Source organism: Pantoea eucrina, from assembly GCF_002095385.1.
In the GTDB taxonomy this organism is placed as follows: domain Bacteria; phylum Pseudomonadota; class Gammaproteobacteria; order Enterobacterales; family Enterobacteriaceae; genus Pantoea; species Pantoea eucrina.
Window position 1 is genome coordinate 1 of sequence record NZ_MIPP01000033.1, and the last position, 15249, is coordinate 15249.

Here is a 15249-nt window from a genome sequence, read left to right on the forward strand (position 1 = left end):
TCAGACTATTACCTGCCGGGGCTGACGTTGCGCAAACGGCGCTATTATTACTAACAGCTTGCTGCAATAACGAATTTTCCATTTTTATAGCATTATCAGCGGATTGCTGTTGCGCAAACGACATCAGACAGAGTCTGCGCGTCATTTATGAAACTGTGGCGGGCGCGGACGTTTATTTATCGCTTTTTCTTTATGATGCTATTAACGTCAGGTATGACACTATTCCGGTCTGAGCACGGCGGCATATGGATATTTCATTTCGATTTAATTTGAAATGAAATCGGTTAATTCACTATTCATTCAGAGAGCACTTTTCAATGAGCACTGAACGCAGCGTGTTTTATATTTCAGACGGCACCGCCATTACAGCAGAAGTGCTGGGCCATGCGGTGCTCTCGCAGTTTCCGGTTGATACGCACAGCGTTACCCTGCCGTTTGTAGAAAACGTGCAGCGGGCCCAGGCGGTCAAAGCGCAGATCAACGCGCTCTGGCAGCGCAGCGGCGTGCGGCCGCTGGTCTTTTTTTCCATCGTTACGCCTGAGGTTCGCGACATCATTCTGGAGAGTGAGGGATTTTGTCAGGATATTGTGCAGGCGCTGGTGGCTCCCCTGCAGAGTGAACTGGGCGTCTCCTCTATGCCGGTGGCACACCGCACTCACGGACTGACCGCGAATAACCTGGGTAAATATGATGCGCGTATCGCCGCGATTGACTACACCCTGGCGCATGATGACGGGATCTCACTGCGCGGACTCGAAGATGCTCAGGTGATCCTGCTGGGTGTTTCGCGCTGTGGCAAAACTCCGACCAGCCTCTATCTTGCCATGCAGTTTGGTATTCGCGCAGCCAACTACCCCTTTATTGCCGATGATATGGATAACCTCAAGCTTCCTCCTGCGCTGCGCGCGCATCAGCACAAGCTGTTCGGGCTGACCATCGATCCGGAACGGCTGGCGGCCATTCGCCAGGAACGGGCGGAGAATACCCGCTACGCCTCGCTACGCCAGTGCCGGCTGGAAGTGGGTGAAGTGGAAGCGCTGTTCCGTACACATCAGATTCGCTACCTCAACAGTACCAACTACTCGGTCGAGGAGATTGCCACCAAAATCCTCGACATTATGGGGCTGGAGCGACATATGTACTGACTGATGCGCTAAGCGGCCCGCGTATTTATTATCTCTGTGATTTTGCTGGTTGAATTCAGGACGCATTGGTTTATTGTGAACCTCATCACTTCCCGGTATATCACCGCTGCGAAGAACCTGTTTGAGAGCCACTATGAATAAGACTGATGAACTGCGTACGGCGCGAATTGGCAGCCTGATTACGCCCGCCGCGCTGGCCAGCCAGCACCCGCTATCGTCTGATATCGCAGAGAGCGTTACGGCCGCGCGCCAGCGTATTGCGCGCATTCTGACCGGCGAGGATCCGCGCCTGCTGGTCATAATCGGGCCCTGTTCGCTGCATGACCCGCGCGCTGCGCTGGATTATGCGGCACGCCTGCAGCAGCTGCGCGAGCAGTATCAGGACCGGCTGGAAATCGTCATGCGCGCCTATTTTGAGAAACCGCGTACCGTGGTGGGCTGGAAAGGGCTGATTTCCGATCCCGACCTTGACGGCAGCTTTGATGTCAATCGCGGTATTGCTATCGCCCGCAAGCTGCTGCTGGATATCAACGCGCTGGGTCTGCCAACGGCGACTGAATTCCTCGATATGGTAATCGGCCAGTTTATAGCCGATCTCATCAGCTGGGGTGCCATTGGCGCCCGCACCACTGAAAGCCAGATCCATCGCGAAATGGCCTCTGCGCTCTCCTGCCCGGTAGGGTTTAAAAACGGCACGGACGGTAACGTACAGATCGCCGTTGACGCCATTCGTGCTGCCCGCGCCAGCCATATGTTCCTCTCGCCGGATAAAGCGGGCCAGATGACCATTTATCAGACCAGCGGCAATCCGCACGGTCATGTGATCCTGCGCGGCGGGCGTCAGCCAAACTATCATGCGGAAGATGTGGCGGCGGCGGCAGCCAGCCTGCGTGAGTTCAGCCTGTCTGAGCAGATGGTGATCGATTTCAGTCACGGCAACTGCCTTAAGCAGCATCGTCGCCAGCGTGATGTGGCGCGCGATATCGCCGCGCAGATCCGCGCCGGTTCGCGAGCGGTAGCAGGCGTTATGATTGAGAGTTTTCTGCAGGAAGGAAACCAGAAAGTGGTGGCTGGTCAGCCGCTGGTGTACGGCCAGTCGATTACCGATCCCTGCCTCGGCTGGGACGATAGCGCGGCGGTACTGGCAGAGCTGGCTGCCGCCGTCGACAGCCGTTTCTGATATCAGCTGGAGCAGCTGACCTCCAGCGTTTTACTCCACTCCGGCGGCCGCTGGCGCAACGTCGCGCTGCTGGCCGCTTCATCAAAGGGGTGCTGCAGCGCCAGATGCAGCTCTTTAAGGGCCGCAGTCTCGCCCCGCTCCACCTCTTCAATCACCTGCTGGGCAAGATAGTTGCGCAGCACGATGGCGGGGTTGGCCGCCTGCATCACCGCCTGCCGTTCGCTGTCGCTGGCCTCATCCTGCAGCAGCCGCTGCTGATAACTGCTATACCAGCGATCAAACGCGTCGCGATCGATAAACTCATCGCGCAGCGGCGAACGCCTTTCCTGCTGTTCGGTATAGCTGAGCTGACGAAACGTAAAGGTGTAATCGCTGTGCTCATTGCTCATCAGCGCCAGCAGGTTGCTCAGAATCGTATTATCCTCTGCCTGCGGCGTCAGCAGGCCAAGTTTCGCCCGCATGCGCTCTCCCCAGATGCGCATCAGTTCAGGCTCATAGTGGCTCAGCGCCTGCTTCAGCTGCTCCGTGGTCAGCAATCCCGACAGCGCGTGCGCCAGCCGGTTGAGGTTCCACAGGCCAACCGTCGGCTGATTATTAAACGCATAGCGCCCCTGATAGTCACTGTGGTTGCAGATAAAGGCGGGATCGTACTCATCGAGAAAGCCGTAAGGACCGTAATCCAGCGTCAGGCCGAGAATCGACATGTTATCCGTGTTCATCACTCCGTGAGCAAAGCCTGCGCTCTGCCACAGTGCGATCAGGCGGGCGGTACGTTTTGCCACATCCGTGAACCACAGCAGATAGCGATCCGGTTCCGCCTCAAGGTGCGGCCAGTGATGACGAATCGCATAGTCTGCCAGCTGGCGTACTTTATCCGTCTCCCCTGCGTAATAGAAGTGTTCAAAGTGACCAAAACGCAGATGGCTCTCCGCAATACGCATCAGCATCGCGCCGCGCTCCTGCGTTTCGCGCAGCACCGGTTCGTCACCGATGGCCAGCGCCAGGGCGCGCGTCCCGGGGATACCCAAATGGTGTAACGCTTCTGAAGCGAGAAACTCCCGCACGCTTGAGCGGATCACCGCCCGTCCATCTCCCATGCGGGAATAAGGGGTTAAGCCTGCGCCTTTCAGATGCCAGTCCAGCTTGCGCCCATCTTCCAGCTGCTGCTCACCCAGCAGCAGGCCGCGTCCGTCACCCAGCTGCCCGGCCCAGACGCCAAACTGATGGCCGCTATACACCTGAGCGAGCGGAGCCATGCCTGGCAGCAGCGCCTGACCGCTCCATACGCCGTGGCCGTCGCCGGCAAACAGCTCCGCATCCAGCGCCATTTCCGCCGCCAGCGGCGCATTATGATAGAGGAGACGCCCTCCCGCCAGCGGTGTAGGCTGCAGCGATGTGTAATATCCGGTCAGCTCCTGCTGCCAGCTATTGATAAATTGCATATATACTCCAGAGGTGCTTAATAATGCAGCACCAGGATAGCGTGTAGAGAGTAAAGGATAGTCTGGCACGGGGCGCCCGGGAAAAACAGCGCCTGAATTACTGCTGCGAGGGTGTGGTCTGCGTCAGAAAAGGAGTGATGAGATCTTCTAACCGTTCCGCTTTAACCACCGGGAACACGTTACCCTGAATGTGCACGCCGCTCAGATCGCTGACTTTGCTCAGCAGGCGCGCATCATCGATACCAGAAATAATAATTTGCTGCGTATAGCCGCTGAAATTATCGATAACCGTCTGCATAAAAGGGATAAAGGAGGCGCGCTTCGCCAGATTCTGGATAAATAATTTATCCAGCTTCAGGACGCTAAACAGCGAATCATAGACTGCCGTTGCCGGGGCTTTGCCAGCTCCGAATTGTGAAAGCGATAAACGGAATTGATGATTAAGTCGGGATAAAACCGGATGCGCTTTGCCGGCAGATAATTGCGGAAACGTTTCGCTGATATCCATTACGATAAATGGCAGCTGTTTAAATTTCCTTAACAGAATTTCACTCTCTAACAGCGTTTCAGCCAGCGATTCGTCAATTCTCATTAGCGCATCAACATGATTACGCTCAAAGAAAGCGCGGTGCTTTTCCAGGATTAAAAGCTGAGCCTGCAGCAGCCTTAACTGCTGACTGGCATCGAGTTGCGGCAACAGTAAATCCTGTGGCAACGTAATTGGCGCACTGTCATGAACAAATTGTGTAACCAGCTCAACCGCAGTGAGCTGGCCCTCCAGCGTATAAGCCGGATAAAACCAGGTTTCCGACTGATAGTCGGCCGAAATATGGACTTTCATTTTTTACAGCCAGAGGCAGTGGCAATGAAGGCATCGTATATCAATGAAAAGAGTCAGGCAATAGCACCAAACGCCGGAAGAGAAGGTGTTTTAGCGCCTAATGCAAGCTATTAATCATTAAATTATACTTAAGCCAAATACGCCGTGTTAATATCCACAATGATAAAATCTTTAGCTCTATTTTTAGTAGTAATTTGTCAGGTGGTAAAGTACCAATTTTAATGAGAGCTTTATTTCAGCAAAAAAAGAACCCATTGTGCGAATTAAGCTCTCTTTTCGCCGCGCTATTTCATTCATCCAGAATGCAACTTGTCATATTCTGCGCGCCTGCCAGAAGACCCGCTGCCAGTAAACATTATTGAGCGAAGAGCGAATAACGCCTTTGCTGGTAGAGGCGTGTATAAAGGTGTTGTTGCTGGCATAGATACCGACATGCAGCCCGTTTTCGCCGCTGCCGGTTTTGAAAAACAGCAGATCGCCAGGCAGCAAATCACGTGGATCGATACGGTTGCCGATTTTTGTCTGAGCGCGTGTGGAGCGTGGCAGCGCGATGTCAAAGCGATCGCGGAACGTCAGCAGGACAAAGCCGGAGCAGTCAACCCCACGCGGACTGAGGCCACCATAGCGGTACGGCGTGCCCTGCCAGCGGCTGAGCTGATAGTTGAGCCGGGTCTGCACTGCGGCAGGATCTGAGAGACGGGAATCAGGCGGAGGCGCATGATGACTGCACCCTGTGACCATCAGCACGAATAGCAGAATAAGTAACCGCATAGCCTGTTCCCTGTCAGCCCGATCCGGCAGACACTGTAGCCGTAAACGCGCGCGGTGTGCAAGTCAGGAGAGCAGCAGCAGACGCCCCTGCGGTGTATCCACCTCTGTCACCTCTGTCTGAAACAGCGGCGCAAGCCGGGCGGCCGTCAGCACCTCATGCGCCCTGCCCTGATATTTCAGCTCTCCCTGATGCAGCAACCAGACGCGATCCGCGTAGCGCAGCGTATGATTCAGGTCGTGACTGCTGGTGATCACGCCGATGCCGGCGGCGCAAAGCTGCTGCAGAAGCCGGGTGACGCCCTGCTGCTGCGCCACATCCAGCGCGCTCATCGGCTCATCGAGCAGCAGCAGGCTGCCCTGCGGATTGATGTCAGGATGAATTTGCAGTATCACCGCCAGCAGGCGCACCCGCTGCCACTCCCCTCCGGAGAGCTGCGTCAGAGCGCTCTCCAGCTTGTGATGCAGACTCAGCTGCGACAGCAAACGCGCCAGCACGTTATTCAGCTCTGTGCCAGCACCACGCGGCAGATGCATCTGCAGGTAGTGCCAGACCGGCATCGCGCCGGGCGCAGGCTGCTGCTGAGGCAGCCAGCCACGCTGCTGAGCCAGCGCCTCTCCTGACAGCGCAGCAACAGCGGTGCCGTTAAGCAGCAGCTCTCCGCGCGGAGTCGCAAGACCGCTGAGCGCCTCCAGCAGGGTGCTCTTTCCGGCGCCGTTAGCGCCCACCAGATGTACCCACTCCCCGCGCGCGAGAGCGAGATCCAGCGGCGCCAGCCGGCCGGGGCAGCTCAGACCGTGACACGCCAGCAGCATGTCAGGCGGTCAGCGCCTGCTCAATACGCTTAAGCACCTGCGGCGCATCCGGAGCCATATCGGGTGAAAAACGGGCGATAACGTTACCCTGTTTATCGACCAGGAACTTCTCGAAGTTCCACAGGATATCGCCGGGTTCTGCCGGCGCCCGGCCTTTCGCTATCATACGCTCAAGAAAACCGCTCTCCTCCGGACGTTCAGCTTCCGGCTGGGCGCTGACCAGCGTGCGATAGAGCGGATGGCGCTGCGCGCCGTTAACGTCCGTCTTATCAAACAGAGGAAACGTCACGCCATACGTGGTGCTGCAAAACGTCCGGATCTCTTCGTTAGTGCCCGGCTCCTGCTCCAGGAACTGGTTGCAGGGAAAGCCCAGCACGCTAAAGCCCCGCGCCTGAAACGCTTTATGGAGTGACTCAAGCTGCTCATACTGCGGCGTCAGTCCGCAGCGGGAGGCGACGTTCACTACCAGCAGTACGCGGTCACGCCAGGCCTCCAGCGTAGTGGCGGTACCATCAAGGGTTTTCAGCGGGATCTGATACAACGTCATGGTGTTCTCCTGTGTCCGTCAGATAACGCCAGCCGCAGCTAGCGTGAAGATTTTACTAAAAGCAGAATAAACAGCGGTGCGCCCAGCGTCGCGGTCACCACGCCTATCGGCAGCTCAGCAGAGGTCAGCAGCAGCCGCGCAAGAATATCCGCCGCCAGCAGCACTGCCGCACCCGCCAGTGCTGCTGCAGGCAGCAGATAGCGATGATCGCTGATGCCGCTCAGCCGCAGAAGATGCGGGACAACCAGCCCGACAAAGCCGATCGCCCCCGCCAGCGCCACGCTGACGCCTGTCAGCCAGCCCATGGCCAGCACCAGCAGGTTACGCCACAGCTGCAGCGGTAAGCCGAGCTGCCGCGCAGACGTCTCGCCCAGCGCCAGCAGATTCAGCGTGCGCGCACTGCACAGCAGCGCAGCGATTACCGGCATCAGGCTGAGTATCAGCCAGCCATAGCGCCAGTCAACGCCGCCAAAGCCTCCCATCATCCAGTACATCAGCTGACGCAGGTCGAGCGTGGTACTGAAGTAGACTGCCCACGTCATCACAGCGCTGCAGATAATACCCAGCGCCACACCGGTAAGCAGTAAGCGACTGCTGGCGAGCTGACGATGGGCAAAATGCAGCAGGATCAGCGTAATTGCCAGGGCGCCAGCCATCGCCGCCAGCGCCAGGCTCCACAGGGAGCCGCTGCCGAGCAGCACGCCCAGTACTACTCCCACGCCGGCACCGTTAGAGACGCCGAGCAGTCCCGGCTCAGCCAGCGGATTTGTAAACAGCGCCTGCATAACGGTACCGCAGAGCGCCAGCGCGGCGCCTGTCGCAATAACGGCCAGCGTACGCGGCAGACGGATCTGCCAGACAAACAGCTCGCCCTGCGGGGTAAACCATTCGGCAGGCAGCAGCCAGCGCTCGCCGGCACACAGGCTGAGCAGGCTGAGCAGCAACAGCAGCGCGGCGAGCAGCAGCAGTGTACGCCGGCTACGGCGACCGGTCTGACGGGCAAGCTGATCGAGCAGAGTCATAAGCGAGGCAGTTAAGCAGGAGAATGTCACGATTGTAGAGGGATTATGGCAAAAAGAAAGCCATCCCCTGCAGGCTGGCGCAGCAATAAGAAAGGCCGCTGAGCGGCCTTTTTATCATACTGAAATCAGTCAGCATCCTTCGGTGACGCGTTTTCAACGCGACTTTTCAGCTTTTGCCCCGGACGGAAGGTCACCACACGGCGCGCGTGATAGGAATATCCTCTCCCGTTTTCGGGTTACGGCCCGGACGCTGGTTTTTGTCGCGCAGATCAAAGTTACCAAATCCGGACAGCTTAACCTGTTCTCCATTTTCCAGCGCGCGGCGAACTTCTTCGAAAAAAAGCTCGACCAACTCTTTGGCGTCGCGTTTGCTCAACCCGAGTTTTTCAAACAGATATTCTGACATTTCAGCTTTTGTAAGCGCCATAGGTTCAATCCCTCAAGGTTGCCTGGAATCGCTCTTTTAATGCTGCTACACATCTGGCAACGGTCGCAGCAATCTCCTCTTCTTCGAGTGTCCGGCTGGTATCCTGCAAAATCAGGCTAATCGCAAGGCTCTTTTCGCCTTCGTTCACGCCTTTACCACGGTACACGTCAAACAAGTTTACGCCAACTACCTGATTTACGCCAACTTTCTTACACTCTGCGATGATATCTGCTGCAGGGACGCTTTCTGCCACCACAACAGCGATATCACGGCGGTTAGCCGGGAAGCGTGAAATCTCACGCGCGTCAGGCAGGACGCGGTCTGCAACCTTATTCCAAAGCAGTTCAAACACTAAGGTACGACCGTTGAGATCCAGCTTGCGTTCCAGCTCCGGGTGAACCACCCCGATAAATCCGATTTGTTCATTGTCCAGCCAGATAGCCGCTGTTTGTCCGGGATGCAGCGCCGGATTGGCAGCCGCGCGGAATGAAATCGCTTCAGATTTGCCGGTTAATTCCAGCAGCGACTCTAAATCGCCTTTCAAATCATAGAAGTCAACCGGCTGACGCGCCAGATCCCAGTGCTCTTCGTCACGATGACCGCTGATTACGCCCGCCAGCATAAGATCCTGGCGAATGCCGAGATCGGCCTGCGTATCAGGCACAAAGCGCAGACCGCTCTCGAACAGGCGCACACGCCCCTGCTGGCGATTCTGGTTGTAAACCACTGAGCTGAGCAGACCGGTCCAGAGTGACAGGCGCATTGCTGACATATCGCTGGAGATAGGGCTTGGCAGGATAAGCGCCTCTTCCCCCGGATGCAGCAGCTGCTGCACTTTAGGATCGACAAAGCTGTAGGTGATCGCTTCCTGATAGCCTTTGTCTGTCAGCAGCGTTTTCGCCCGCTTCAGCGACAGGCTGGCTTCACGATGCTGCGTCATAATCAGGCTGGCTTTTACCGGCACATCAGGGATGTTGTTGTAGCCGTAAACGCGGGCAACCTCTTCAACCAGATCTTCCTCAATCGCCATATCAAAACGCCAGCTCGGTGCCACCGCTTTCCACTCGCCTTCGCCCTGCGTGACCTCGCAGCCGAGACGGGTCAGGATATCTGTCACCTGTTCGTCGGCGATAACGTGGCCAATCAGGCGATCGAGTTTTGTACGGCGCAGCGTAATCGTGGCGCGCGGCGGCAGTTTACAGGCATCAGTCTGATCGATAACCGGACCGGCTTCACCACCGCAGATATCCAGCAGCAGGCGGGTCGCACGTTCAATCGCTGTATGCTGCAGCGCCGGATCGACACCACGCTCATAGCGATGTGACGCATCAGTATGCAGTCCGTGGCGGCGTGCGCGGCCGGTAATGGCCAGCGGATCAAAGTAGGCGCACTCAAACAGCACGTTACGTGTCGCTTCATTTACGCCTGAGTGCTCACCGCCAAAAATACCGCCCATCGCCAGCGCCTGCTGGTGATCGGCAATAACCAGCGTGTCATTCTGCAATTTTGCTTCGGTGCCATCCAGCAGGGTCAGCGTCTCATTCTCCTGCGCCATACGCACCACAATGCCGCCGCTGATGCGGTCGAGATCGAAGGCGTGCATCGGCTGACCCAGCTCAAGCAGCACATAGTTAGTGACATCGACCACCGGGTCAATTGAGCGAATGCCGCAGCGGCGCAGTTTCTCACGCATCCAGAGCGGCGTTTCAGCTTTGACATTGATACCTTTAATTACGCGTCCCAGGTAGCGCGGACAGGCATCGGTAGCGTCGATGCGGATCGGGAATGTATCGGTAATGGTCGCCGCAACCGGTTCTGCTGCAGGCGCCGTCAGCGGCAGTCCGTTAACCACGGCCACATCACGCGCCACGCCGGCGATGCTCAGGCAGTCCGCACGGTTTGGCGTCACGCTGATCTCGATAGTATTGTCATCCAGCTTCAGGTAGTCGCGAATGTCGCATCCTACTGGCGCATCGGCTGGCAGTTCGATAATACCGTTGTGATCGTCGGAAATACCCAGCTCTGAGAAGGAGCAGAGCATGCCTTCAGAAGGCTCGCCGCGCAGTTTGGCCGCTTTGATTTTGAAATCACCTGGCAGTACGGCACCGACGGTAGCCACTGCCACTTTCAGTCCCTGGCGGCAATTAGGCGCGCCGCAGACGATATCCAGCAGGCGATCGCCACCGACATTAATTTTGGTTACGCGCAGTTTATCCGCGTTCGGGTGCTGGCCGCACTCCACCACTTCACCCACGACTACGCCATGAAACGCGCCGGCAACGGGATCAACACCATCAACCTCAAGGCCTGCCATGGTGATCTGTTCAGACAGCGCAGCGCTGTCCAGGGCTGGATTTACCCATTCGCGTAACCAGAGTTCACTGAATTTCATTGGATAACCTGCCCTTATTTAAATTGTTTGAGGAAACGTAAATCATTTTCGAAGAAAGCACGCAGATCGGTGACGCCATAGCGCAGCATGGTCAGACGTTCCATGCCCATACCAAAGGCGAAGCCGGAGTAAATTTCCGGATCGATGCCGACGTTACGCAGTACATTCGGATGCACCATGCCGCAGCCCAGTACTTCCAGCCATTTGCCATTTTTGCCCATTACATCCACTTCCGCTGAAGGTTCAGTAAAGGGGAAGTAGCTCGGGCGGAAGCGGATCTGCAGATTCTCTTCAAAGAAGTTATTCAGGAAATCGTGCAGCGTTCCTTTCAGGTTGGTAAAGCTGATGTCTTTATCGACAATCAGGCCTTCCATCTGGTGGAACATCGGCGTGTGGGTCTGATCGTAATCATTACGGTAAACGCGGCCCGGCGCGATAATGCGGATCGGCGGCTGCTGATTTTTCATGGTGCGGATCTGCACGCCTGAGGTCTGCGTACGCAGCAGGCGCGTGGCATCAAACCAGAAGGTGTCATGATCGGCGCGGGCCGGATGGTGACCCGGAATATTCAGCGCGTCGAAGTTATGATAGTCATCTTCAATTTCCGGTCCGGTCACCACGGCAAAACCCAGCTCGCCGAAAAAGTTTTCGATGCGGTCAATGGTGCGCGTTACCGGATGCAGACCGCCGTTTTCGCTGCGGCGTCCGGGCAGTGAGACATCAATCGTTTCTGCCGCCAGGCGCGCATTCAGCGCCGCACTCTCCAGCGTATTTTTACGGGCGTTAAGATGATCCTGTACCTGCTGTTTTGCTTCGTTAATCACCGCACCTGCCGCCGGGCGCTCTTCAGCCGGCAGTTCACGCAGGGTGGTCATCTGCAGGGTAAGGTGCCCTTTTTTACCCAGAAATTCGACGCGTACAGCGTCCAGAGCGGCGATATCCGACGCCTCGTCGATGGCGGCCGTGGCACGGGCCACCAGGTCTGCGAGTTGGGACATGATTTCCTCTTCTTCCAGCCGGGCTGGTCAGTTCTTGTTGGGATCCGGGATCCGATTAAGTCTCGCCAGAAACAAAAAAGCCTCCACGAGGGAGGCTTTCAGCGCGATTTTTCGTTTCTTTTCTTATGCGCACAAGCCCCTGATGTTCAGGCGCTAAAGTAAAAAAAGAAACGGAAAAGAGCAGCGTGCATGCTTGCATTACCTTGAGAAAATTAAAAACCGCCCTATTGAAATGCCCGGCGGCGAAAATGTCAATCTTTTGCGTGAGTTGCAGGTAATAAAAAAGGGAGCAAGCTCCCTTTTTTACCTGACTTACGCCAGAGCTGATTTCGCTTTTTCTACCAGAGCAGCGAAGGCTGCTTTGTCGAATACAGCGATGTCAGCCAGGATTTTACGGTCAATCTCAATGGACGCTTTTTTCAGGCCATTGATGAAACGGCTGTAAGACATACCGTTCTGACGCGCCGCTGCGTTGATACGCGCGATCCACAGCTGACGGAACTGACGCTTACGCTGACGACGGTCGCGGTAAGCATACTGACCAGCTTTGATAACAGCCTGGAAAGCAACGCGGTAAACACGTGAACGTGCACCGTAGTAGCCTTTAGCTTGTTTTAAGATTTTTTTGTGACGTGCGCGAGCAATTACACCACGTTTTACGCGAGCCATGAGCTCTCCTTAATCATATTCTGTTTTGCCGGTGCCCTGCTGGCGATAAGCCTTACAGCGCGACGGGCGAATTAAAAAAATTTACTTATGCGTACGGCAGGCAGGCAATAACCAGACCCAGATCGCCTTTAGACACCAGGCCTTTTGGACGCAGGTGACGTTTACGCTTGGTAGACTTTTTGGTCAGAATATGACGCAGGTTTGCGTGCTTACGCTTGAAGCCGCCAGAGGCGGTCTTCTTGAAGCGCTTAGCCGCGCCACGTACAGTTTTAATCTTTGGCATTTTTACAAATATCCACTTCGCATTGTTAAAAAAATGAACCAGACAGGCGAATAATTCCGCACAGCGCGAACGCTGCGCGGCATCATTACTTGAAAGCCTACTGTTTCTTCTTGGGTGCGAGCACCATAATCATCTGGCGGCCTTCGATCTTCGAAGGGAAGGACTCGACCACTGCCAGATCGATATCTTCACACAGATCTTTACGGACGCGGTTAAGCACTTCCATACCGATCTGCTGGTGCGCCATCTCACGACCGCGGAAACGCAGCGTAATTTTGGCTTTATCGCCCTCTTCCAGAAAGCGCATCAGGCTGCGGAGTTTTACCTGATAGTCGCCATCATCGGTACCAGGACGGAATTTAATTTCCTTAACCTGGATAACTTTCTGCTTCTTCTTCTGTTCCTTAGAAGACTTACTCTTTTCATAAAGGAACTTGCCGTAATCCATAATACGGCATACCGGCGGTTCGGCGTTCGGGCTGATTTCAACTAAATCTACGCCAGCTTCTTCAGCTTTCTCAATCGCTTCGCGTAGAGAGACAATGCCAAGTTGCTCGCCGTCAACGCCAGTGAGGCGCACTTCGGTGGCTCGGATTTCGCCGTTAATACGGTTTGGACGCGTCGGTTGTACTCGTTTTCCGCCTTTAATAACCTTATTCCTCTAATTGGTGAAGATGTCGGCTGCGAATCTCTTGTTGCAGCTTCTCAACAAACACATCTACGTCCATGCTCCCGAGGTCTTTACCACGGCGGGTGCGCACGGCAACTTTGCCTGCTTCCACCTCTTTCTCACCGCAAACCAGCATATAAGGGACGCGACGCAATGTGTGCTCGCGGATTTTAAAGCCTATCTTCTCGTTTCTCAAGTCTGCTTTGACACGAATGCCAGCATTTTGCAGTTTCTTTGTCAGTTCACTGACATATTCTGCCTGACTGTCAGTGATATTCATCACTACAGCCTGTACCGGTGCCAGCCAGCTCGGGAAGAAACCAGCGAACTCTTCAGTCAGAATACCGATAAAGCGCTCCATAGAGCCCAGAATCGCACGGTGAATCATCACCGGTGTCTGACGGTCGTTGTTTTCACCCACATAGGTGGCATCAAGACGTTTTGGCAGAGAAAAGTCTAGCTGAACCGTGCCACACTGCCAGGCACGATCGAGACAATCATACAGGGTGAACTCGATTTTCGGGCCGTAGAATGCCCCTTCACCCGGCTGATACTCAAAGGGGATATCATTCTCTTTCAATGCTTCGGCCAGGTCAACCTCTGCGCGATCCCACATCTCATCGGTACCGATGCGTTTTTCCGGACGGGTAGACAACTTCACGACGATTTTTTCAAAACCGAACGTGCTGTACATGTCGTACACCATACGAATACAGCTGTTTACTTCGTCGCGCACCTGATCTTCAGTACAGAATACGTGAGCATCATCCTGCGTAAAGCCGCGTACGCGCATCAGACCATGGAGCGCACCCGATGGCTCGTTACGGTGGCAGCTACCGAACTCTGCCATACGCAGCGGCAGATCGCGATAGGACTTCAGACCCTGATTGAAGATCTGCACGTGACCCGGGCAGTTCATCGGTTTAATGCAATATTCGCGGTTTTCTGAAGAGGTGGTAAACATCGCCTCTTTGTAGTTTTCCCAGTGGCCGGTTTTTTCCCACAGCACGCGGTCCATCATAAACGGACCTTTTACTTCCTGGTAATCATACTCTTTCAGTTTGGTACGGACAAAAACTTCCAGCTCGCGGAAAATCGTCCAGCCGTCATTGTGCCAGAACACCATGCCCGGCGCCTCTTCCTGCATATGGTAGAGATCGAGCTGTTTACCAATTTTGCGATGATCGCGTTTTGCTGCCTCTTCCAGGCGCTGCAGATAGGCTGACAGCTGCTTCTTATCTGCCCAGGCCGTGCCGTAAATACGCTGCAGCATTTTGTTATCGCTGTTGCCGCGCCAGTAAGCGCCCGCAATTTTCTGCAGCTTAAAATGGTGGCAGAAGCGCATGTTCGGCACGTGCGGACCGCGGCACATATCCACATACTCTTCATGATGATAGAGGCCAGGACGATCGTCGTGACTGATATTCTCATCAAGGATTGTGGTTTTATAGCTTTCGCCACGCGCAGCAAAGACGTCGCGCGCTTCCTGCCAGCTGACTTTTTTCTTTACCACGTTGTAATTGGTTTCAGCCAGCTGGTGCATACGCTTTTCCAGCTGTTCCAGATCTTCCTGCGTCAGCGTGTGGTCGAGATCGACGTCATAATAGAAGCCGTTATCGATGACCGGGCCAATCGCCATTTTGGTATCAGGCCACAGCTGTTTAATAGCATGGCCCAGCAGGTGCGCGCAGGAGTGCCGGATAATCTCCAGACCCGCTTCATCTTTTGCGGTGATGATTGCTACCTGAGCATCGTCGGTGATGGGATCAACCGCATCTACCAGCTCACCGTTTACGCGACCGGCGATACAGGCTTTCGCCAGGCCGGGACCAATATCCAGCGCAATATCCATTACGCTGACCGGGTGGTCAAAAACGCGCTGGCTGCCGTCAGGAAGAGTAATTACTGGCATTTTATATCCTTAAATTGCAGTGGTAAGCCACACGAAAGCCTACATGCAACACTGTGTTTGGTGTGTGTACCCGGCGTGATGTCAGACCCACATTGTCGGAATGACGCCAGGCGCATAAAGCGGCAAATATGATAACA

Annotated in this window: 16 protein-coding genes, 1 pseudogene and 1 other annotated feature; of the genes and pseudogenes, 3 read left to right on the forward strand and 14 right to left on the reverse strand. The window is 55.3% G+C overall.

Annotated elements, in window-relative coordinates; all coding sequences use genetic code 11:
* The 3 genes from HA43_RS19065 to HA43_RS13720 all read left to right on the forward strand — a co-directional run.
* A partial coding sequence (locus tag HA43_RS19065) for a hypothetical protein (protein ID WP_211279580.1) occupies positions 1 to 233 on the forward strand: 233 nt, incomplete at its 5' end.
* Between the two features lie 84 nt (positions 234 to 317).
* On the forward strand, positions 318 to 1145 hold the full coding sequence (ppsR, locus tag HA43_RS13715) for a posphoenolpyruvate synthetase regulatory kinase/phosphorylase PpsR (protein ID WP_039384092.1): 828 nt from the start codon (positions 318 to 320) through the stop codon (positions 1143 to 1145).
* Positions 1146 to 1278: 133 nt separating this feature from the next.
* The gene (locus HA43_RS13720; protein WP_039384089.1) at positions 1279 to 2325 is read left to right on the forward strand and encodes a 3-deoxy-7-phosphoheptulonate synthase; all 1047 of its coding nucleotides are present in this window, start codon (positions 1279 to 1281) and stop codon (positions 2323 to 2325) included.
* 2 nt (positions 2326 to 2327) lie between these two features.
* On the opposite strand, the gene HA43_RS13725 is transcribed toward HA43_RS13720, so the two are convergent.
* The 14 genes and pseudogenes from HA43_RS13725 to thrS form a co-directional block, all read right to left on the reverse strand.
* Positions 2328 to 3767, reverse strand: a complete 1440-nt coding sequence (locus HA43_RS13725) for a protein adenylyltransferase SelO (RefSeq protein WP_094111901.1) — start codon at positions 3765 to 3767, stop codon at positions 2328 to 2330.
* A 97-nt stretch (positions 3768 to 3864) separates the two neighbouring features.
* Positions 3865 to 4608, reverse strand: a complete 744-nt coding sequence (locus HA43_RS13730) for an EAL domain-containing protein (RefSeq protein ID WP_039384082.1) — start codon at positions 4606 to 4608, stop codon at positions 3865 to 3867.
* A gap of 312 nt (positions 4609 to 4920) precedes the next feature.
* Positions 4921 to 5379, reverse strand: coding sequence for an NlpC/P60 family protein (locus tag HA43_RS13735; protein WP_039384078.1), 459 nt, complete (start codon positions 5377 to 5379; stop codon positions 4921 to 4923).
* A gap of 63 nt (positions 5380 to 5442) precedes the next feature.
* Positions 5443 to 6192, reverse strand: coding sequence for a vitamin B12 ABC transporter ATP-binding protein BtuD (gene btuD / locus HA43_RS13740; protein ID WP_071668769.1), 750 nt, complete (start codon positions 6190 to 6192; stop codon positions 5443 to 5445).
* A gap of 1 nt (position 6193) precedes the next feature.
* Positions 6194 to 6739: a glutathione peroxidase gene (locus HA43_RS13745; RefSeq protein ID WP_094111902.1), complete on the reverse strand. Its 546-nt coding sequence runs from the start codon at positions 6737 to 6739 to the stop codon at positions 6194 to 6196.
* 38 nt (positions 6740 to 6777) lie between these two features.
* Positions 6778 to 7761 carry a vitamin B12 ABC transporter permease BtuC gene (btuC, locus tag HA43_RS13750; protein WP_039384070.1) on the reverse strand — a complete coding sequence of 328 codons (984 nt, stop codon included), beginning with the start codon at positions 7759 to 7761 and terminating at the stop codon, positions 6778 to 6780.
* Positions 7762 to 7886: 125 nt separating this feature from the next.
* Positions 7887 to 8188, reverse strand: a pseudogene (ihfA, locus tag HA43_RS13755) (integration host factor subunit alpha).
* A gap of 4 nt (positions 8189 to 8192) precedes the next feature.
* Complete coding sequence (gene pheT / locus HA43_RS13760; protein ID WP_039384067.1) at positions 8193 to 10580, reverse strand: phenylalanine--tRNA ligase subunit beta; 2388 nt, start codon at positions 10578 to 10580, stop codon at positions 8193 to 8195.
* 14 nt (positions 10581 to 10594) lie between these two features.
* Positions 10595 to 11578, reverse strand: coding sequence for a phenylalanine--tRNA ligase subunit alpha (gene pheS / locus HA43_RS13765; protein ID WP_039384066.1), 984 nt, complete (start codon positions 11576 to 11578; stop codon positions 10595 to 10597).
* Positions 11579 to 11648: 70 nt separating this feature from the next.
* Positions 11649 to 11774 (reverse strand) — a sequence feature (Phe leader region).
* The gene (gene pheM / locus HA43_RS18900) at positions 11725 to 11769 is read right to left on the reverse strand and encodes a pheST operon leader peptide PheM (protein WP_139074214.1); all 45 of its coding nucleotides are present in this window, start codon (positions 11767 to 11769) and stop codon (positions 11725 to 11727) included. It overlaps the preceding feature by 45 nt.
* 116 nt (positions 11775 to 11890) lie before the next feature.
* The gene (gene rplT, locus HA43_RS13770) at positions 11891 to 12247 is read right to left on the reverse strand and encodes a 50S ribosomal protein L20 (protein WP_039384062.1); all 357 of its coding nucleotides are present in this window, start codon (positions 12245 to 12247) and stop codon (positions 11891 to 11893) included.
* 85 nt (positions 12248 to 12332) lie between these two features.
* On the reverse strand, positions 12333 to 12530 hold the full coding sequence (gene rpmI / locus HA43_RS13775) for a 50S ribosomal protein L35 (protein WP_010275699.1): 198 nt from the start codon (positions 12528 to 12530) through the stop codon (positions 12333 to 12335).
* A 97-nt stretch (positions 12531 to 12627) separates the two neighbouring features.
* Positions 12628 to 13179, reverse strand: a complete 552-nt coding sequence (gene infC / locus HA43_RS13780; RefSeq protein ID WP_039384061.1) for a translation initiation factor IF-3 — start codon at positions 13177 to 13179, stop codon at positions 12628 to 12630.
* Positions 13180 to 13183: 4 nt separating this feature from the next.
* Positions 13184 to 15112: a threonine--tRNA ligase gene (gene thrS, locus HA43_RS13785; RefSeq protein ID WP_039384058.1), complete on the reverse strand. Its 1929-nt coding sequence runs from the start codon at positions 15110 to 15112 to the stop codon at positions 13184 to 13186.
* Positions 15113 to 15249 lie beyond the last annotated feature (137 nt).

Bases quoted from the DNA above. Each gene is read 5' to 3' on its own strand.
- ppsR (WP_039384092.1), top strand. From the start codon at position 318: ATGAGCACTGAACGCAGCGTGTTTTATATTTCAGACGGCACCGCCATT.
- HA43_RS13720 (WP_039384089.1), top strand. From the start codon at position 1,279: ATGAATAAGACTGATGAACTGCGTACGGCGCGAATTGGCAGCCTGATT.
- HA43_RS13725 (WP_094111901.1), bottom strand. From the start codon at position 3,767: ATGCAATTTATCAATAGCTGGCAGCAGGAGCTGACCGGATATTACACA.
- HA43_RS13730 (WP_039384082.1), bottom strand. From the start codon at position 4,608: ATGAAAGTCCATATTTCGGCCGACTATCAGTCGGAAACCTGGTTTTAT.
- HA43_RS13735 (WP_039384078.1), bottom strand. From the start codon at position 5,379: ATGCGGTTACTTATTCTGCTATTCGTGCTGATGGTCACAGGGTGCAGT.
- btuD (WP_071668769.1), bottom strand. From the start codon at position 6,192: ATGCTGCTGGCGTGTCACGGTCTGAGCTGCCCCGGCCGGCTGGCGCCG.
- HA43_RS13745 (WP_094111902.1), bottom strand. From the start codon at position 6,739: ATGACGTTGTATCAGATCCCGCTGAAAACCCTTGATGGTACCGCCACT.
- btuC (WP_039384070.1), bottom strand. From the start codon at position 7,761: ATGACTCTGCTCGATCAGCTTGCCCGTCAGACCGGTCGCCGTAGCCGG.
- pheT (WP_039384067.1), bottom strand. From the start codon at position 10,580: ATGAAATTCAGTGAACTCTGGTTACGCGAATGGGTAAATCCAGCCCTG.
- pheS (WP_039384066.1), bottom strand. From the start codon at position 11,578: ATGTCCCAACTCGCAGACCTGGTGGCCCGTGCCACGGCCGCCATCGAC.
- rplT (WP_039384062.1), bottom strand. From the start codon at position 12,247: ATGGCTCGCGTAAAACGTGGTGTAATTGCTCGCGCACGTCACAAAAAA.
- rpmI (WP_010275699.1), bottom strand. From the start codon at position 12,530: ATGCCAAAGATTAAAACTGTACGTGGCGCGGCTAAGCGCTTCAAGAAG.
- thrS (WP_039384058.1), bottom strand. From the start codon at position 15,112: ATGCCAGTAATTACTCTTCCTGACGGCAGCCAGCGCGTTTTTGACCAC.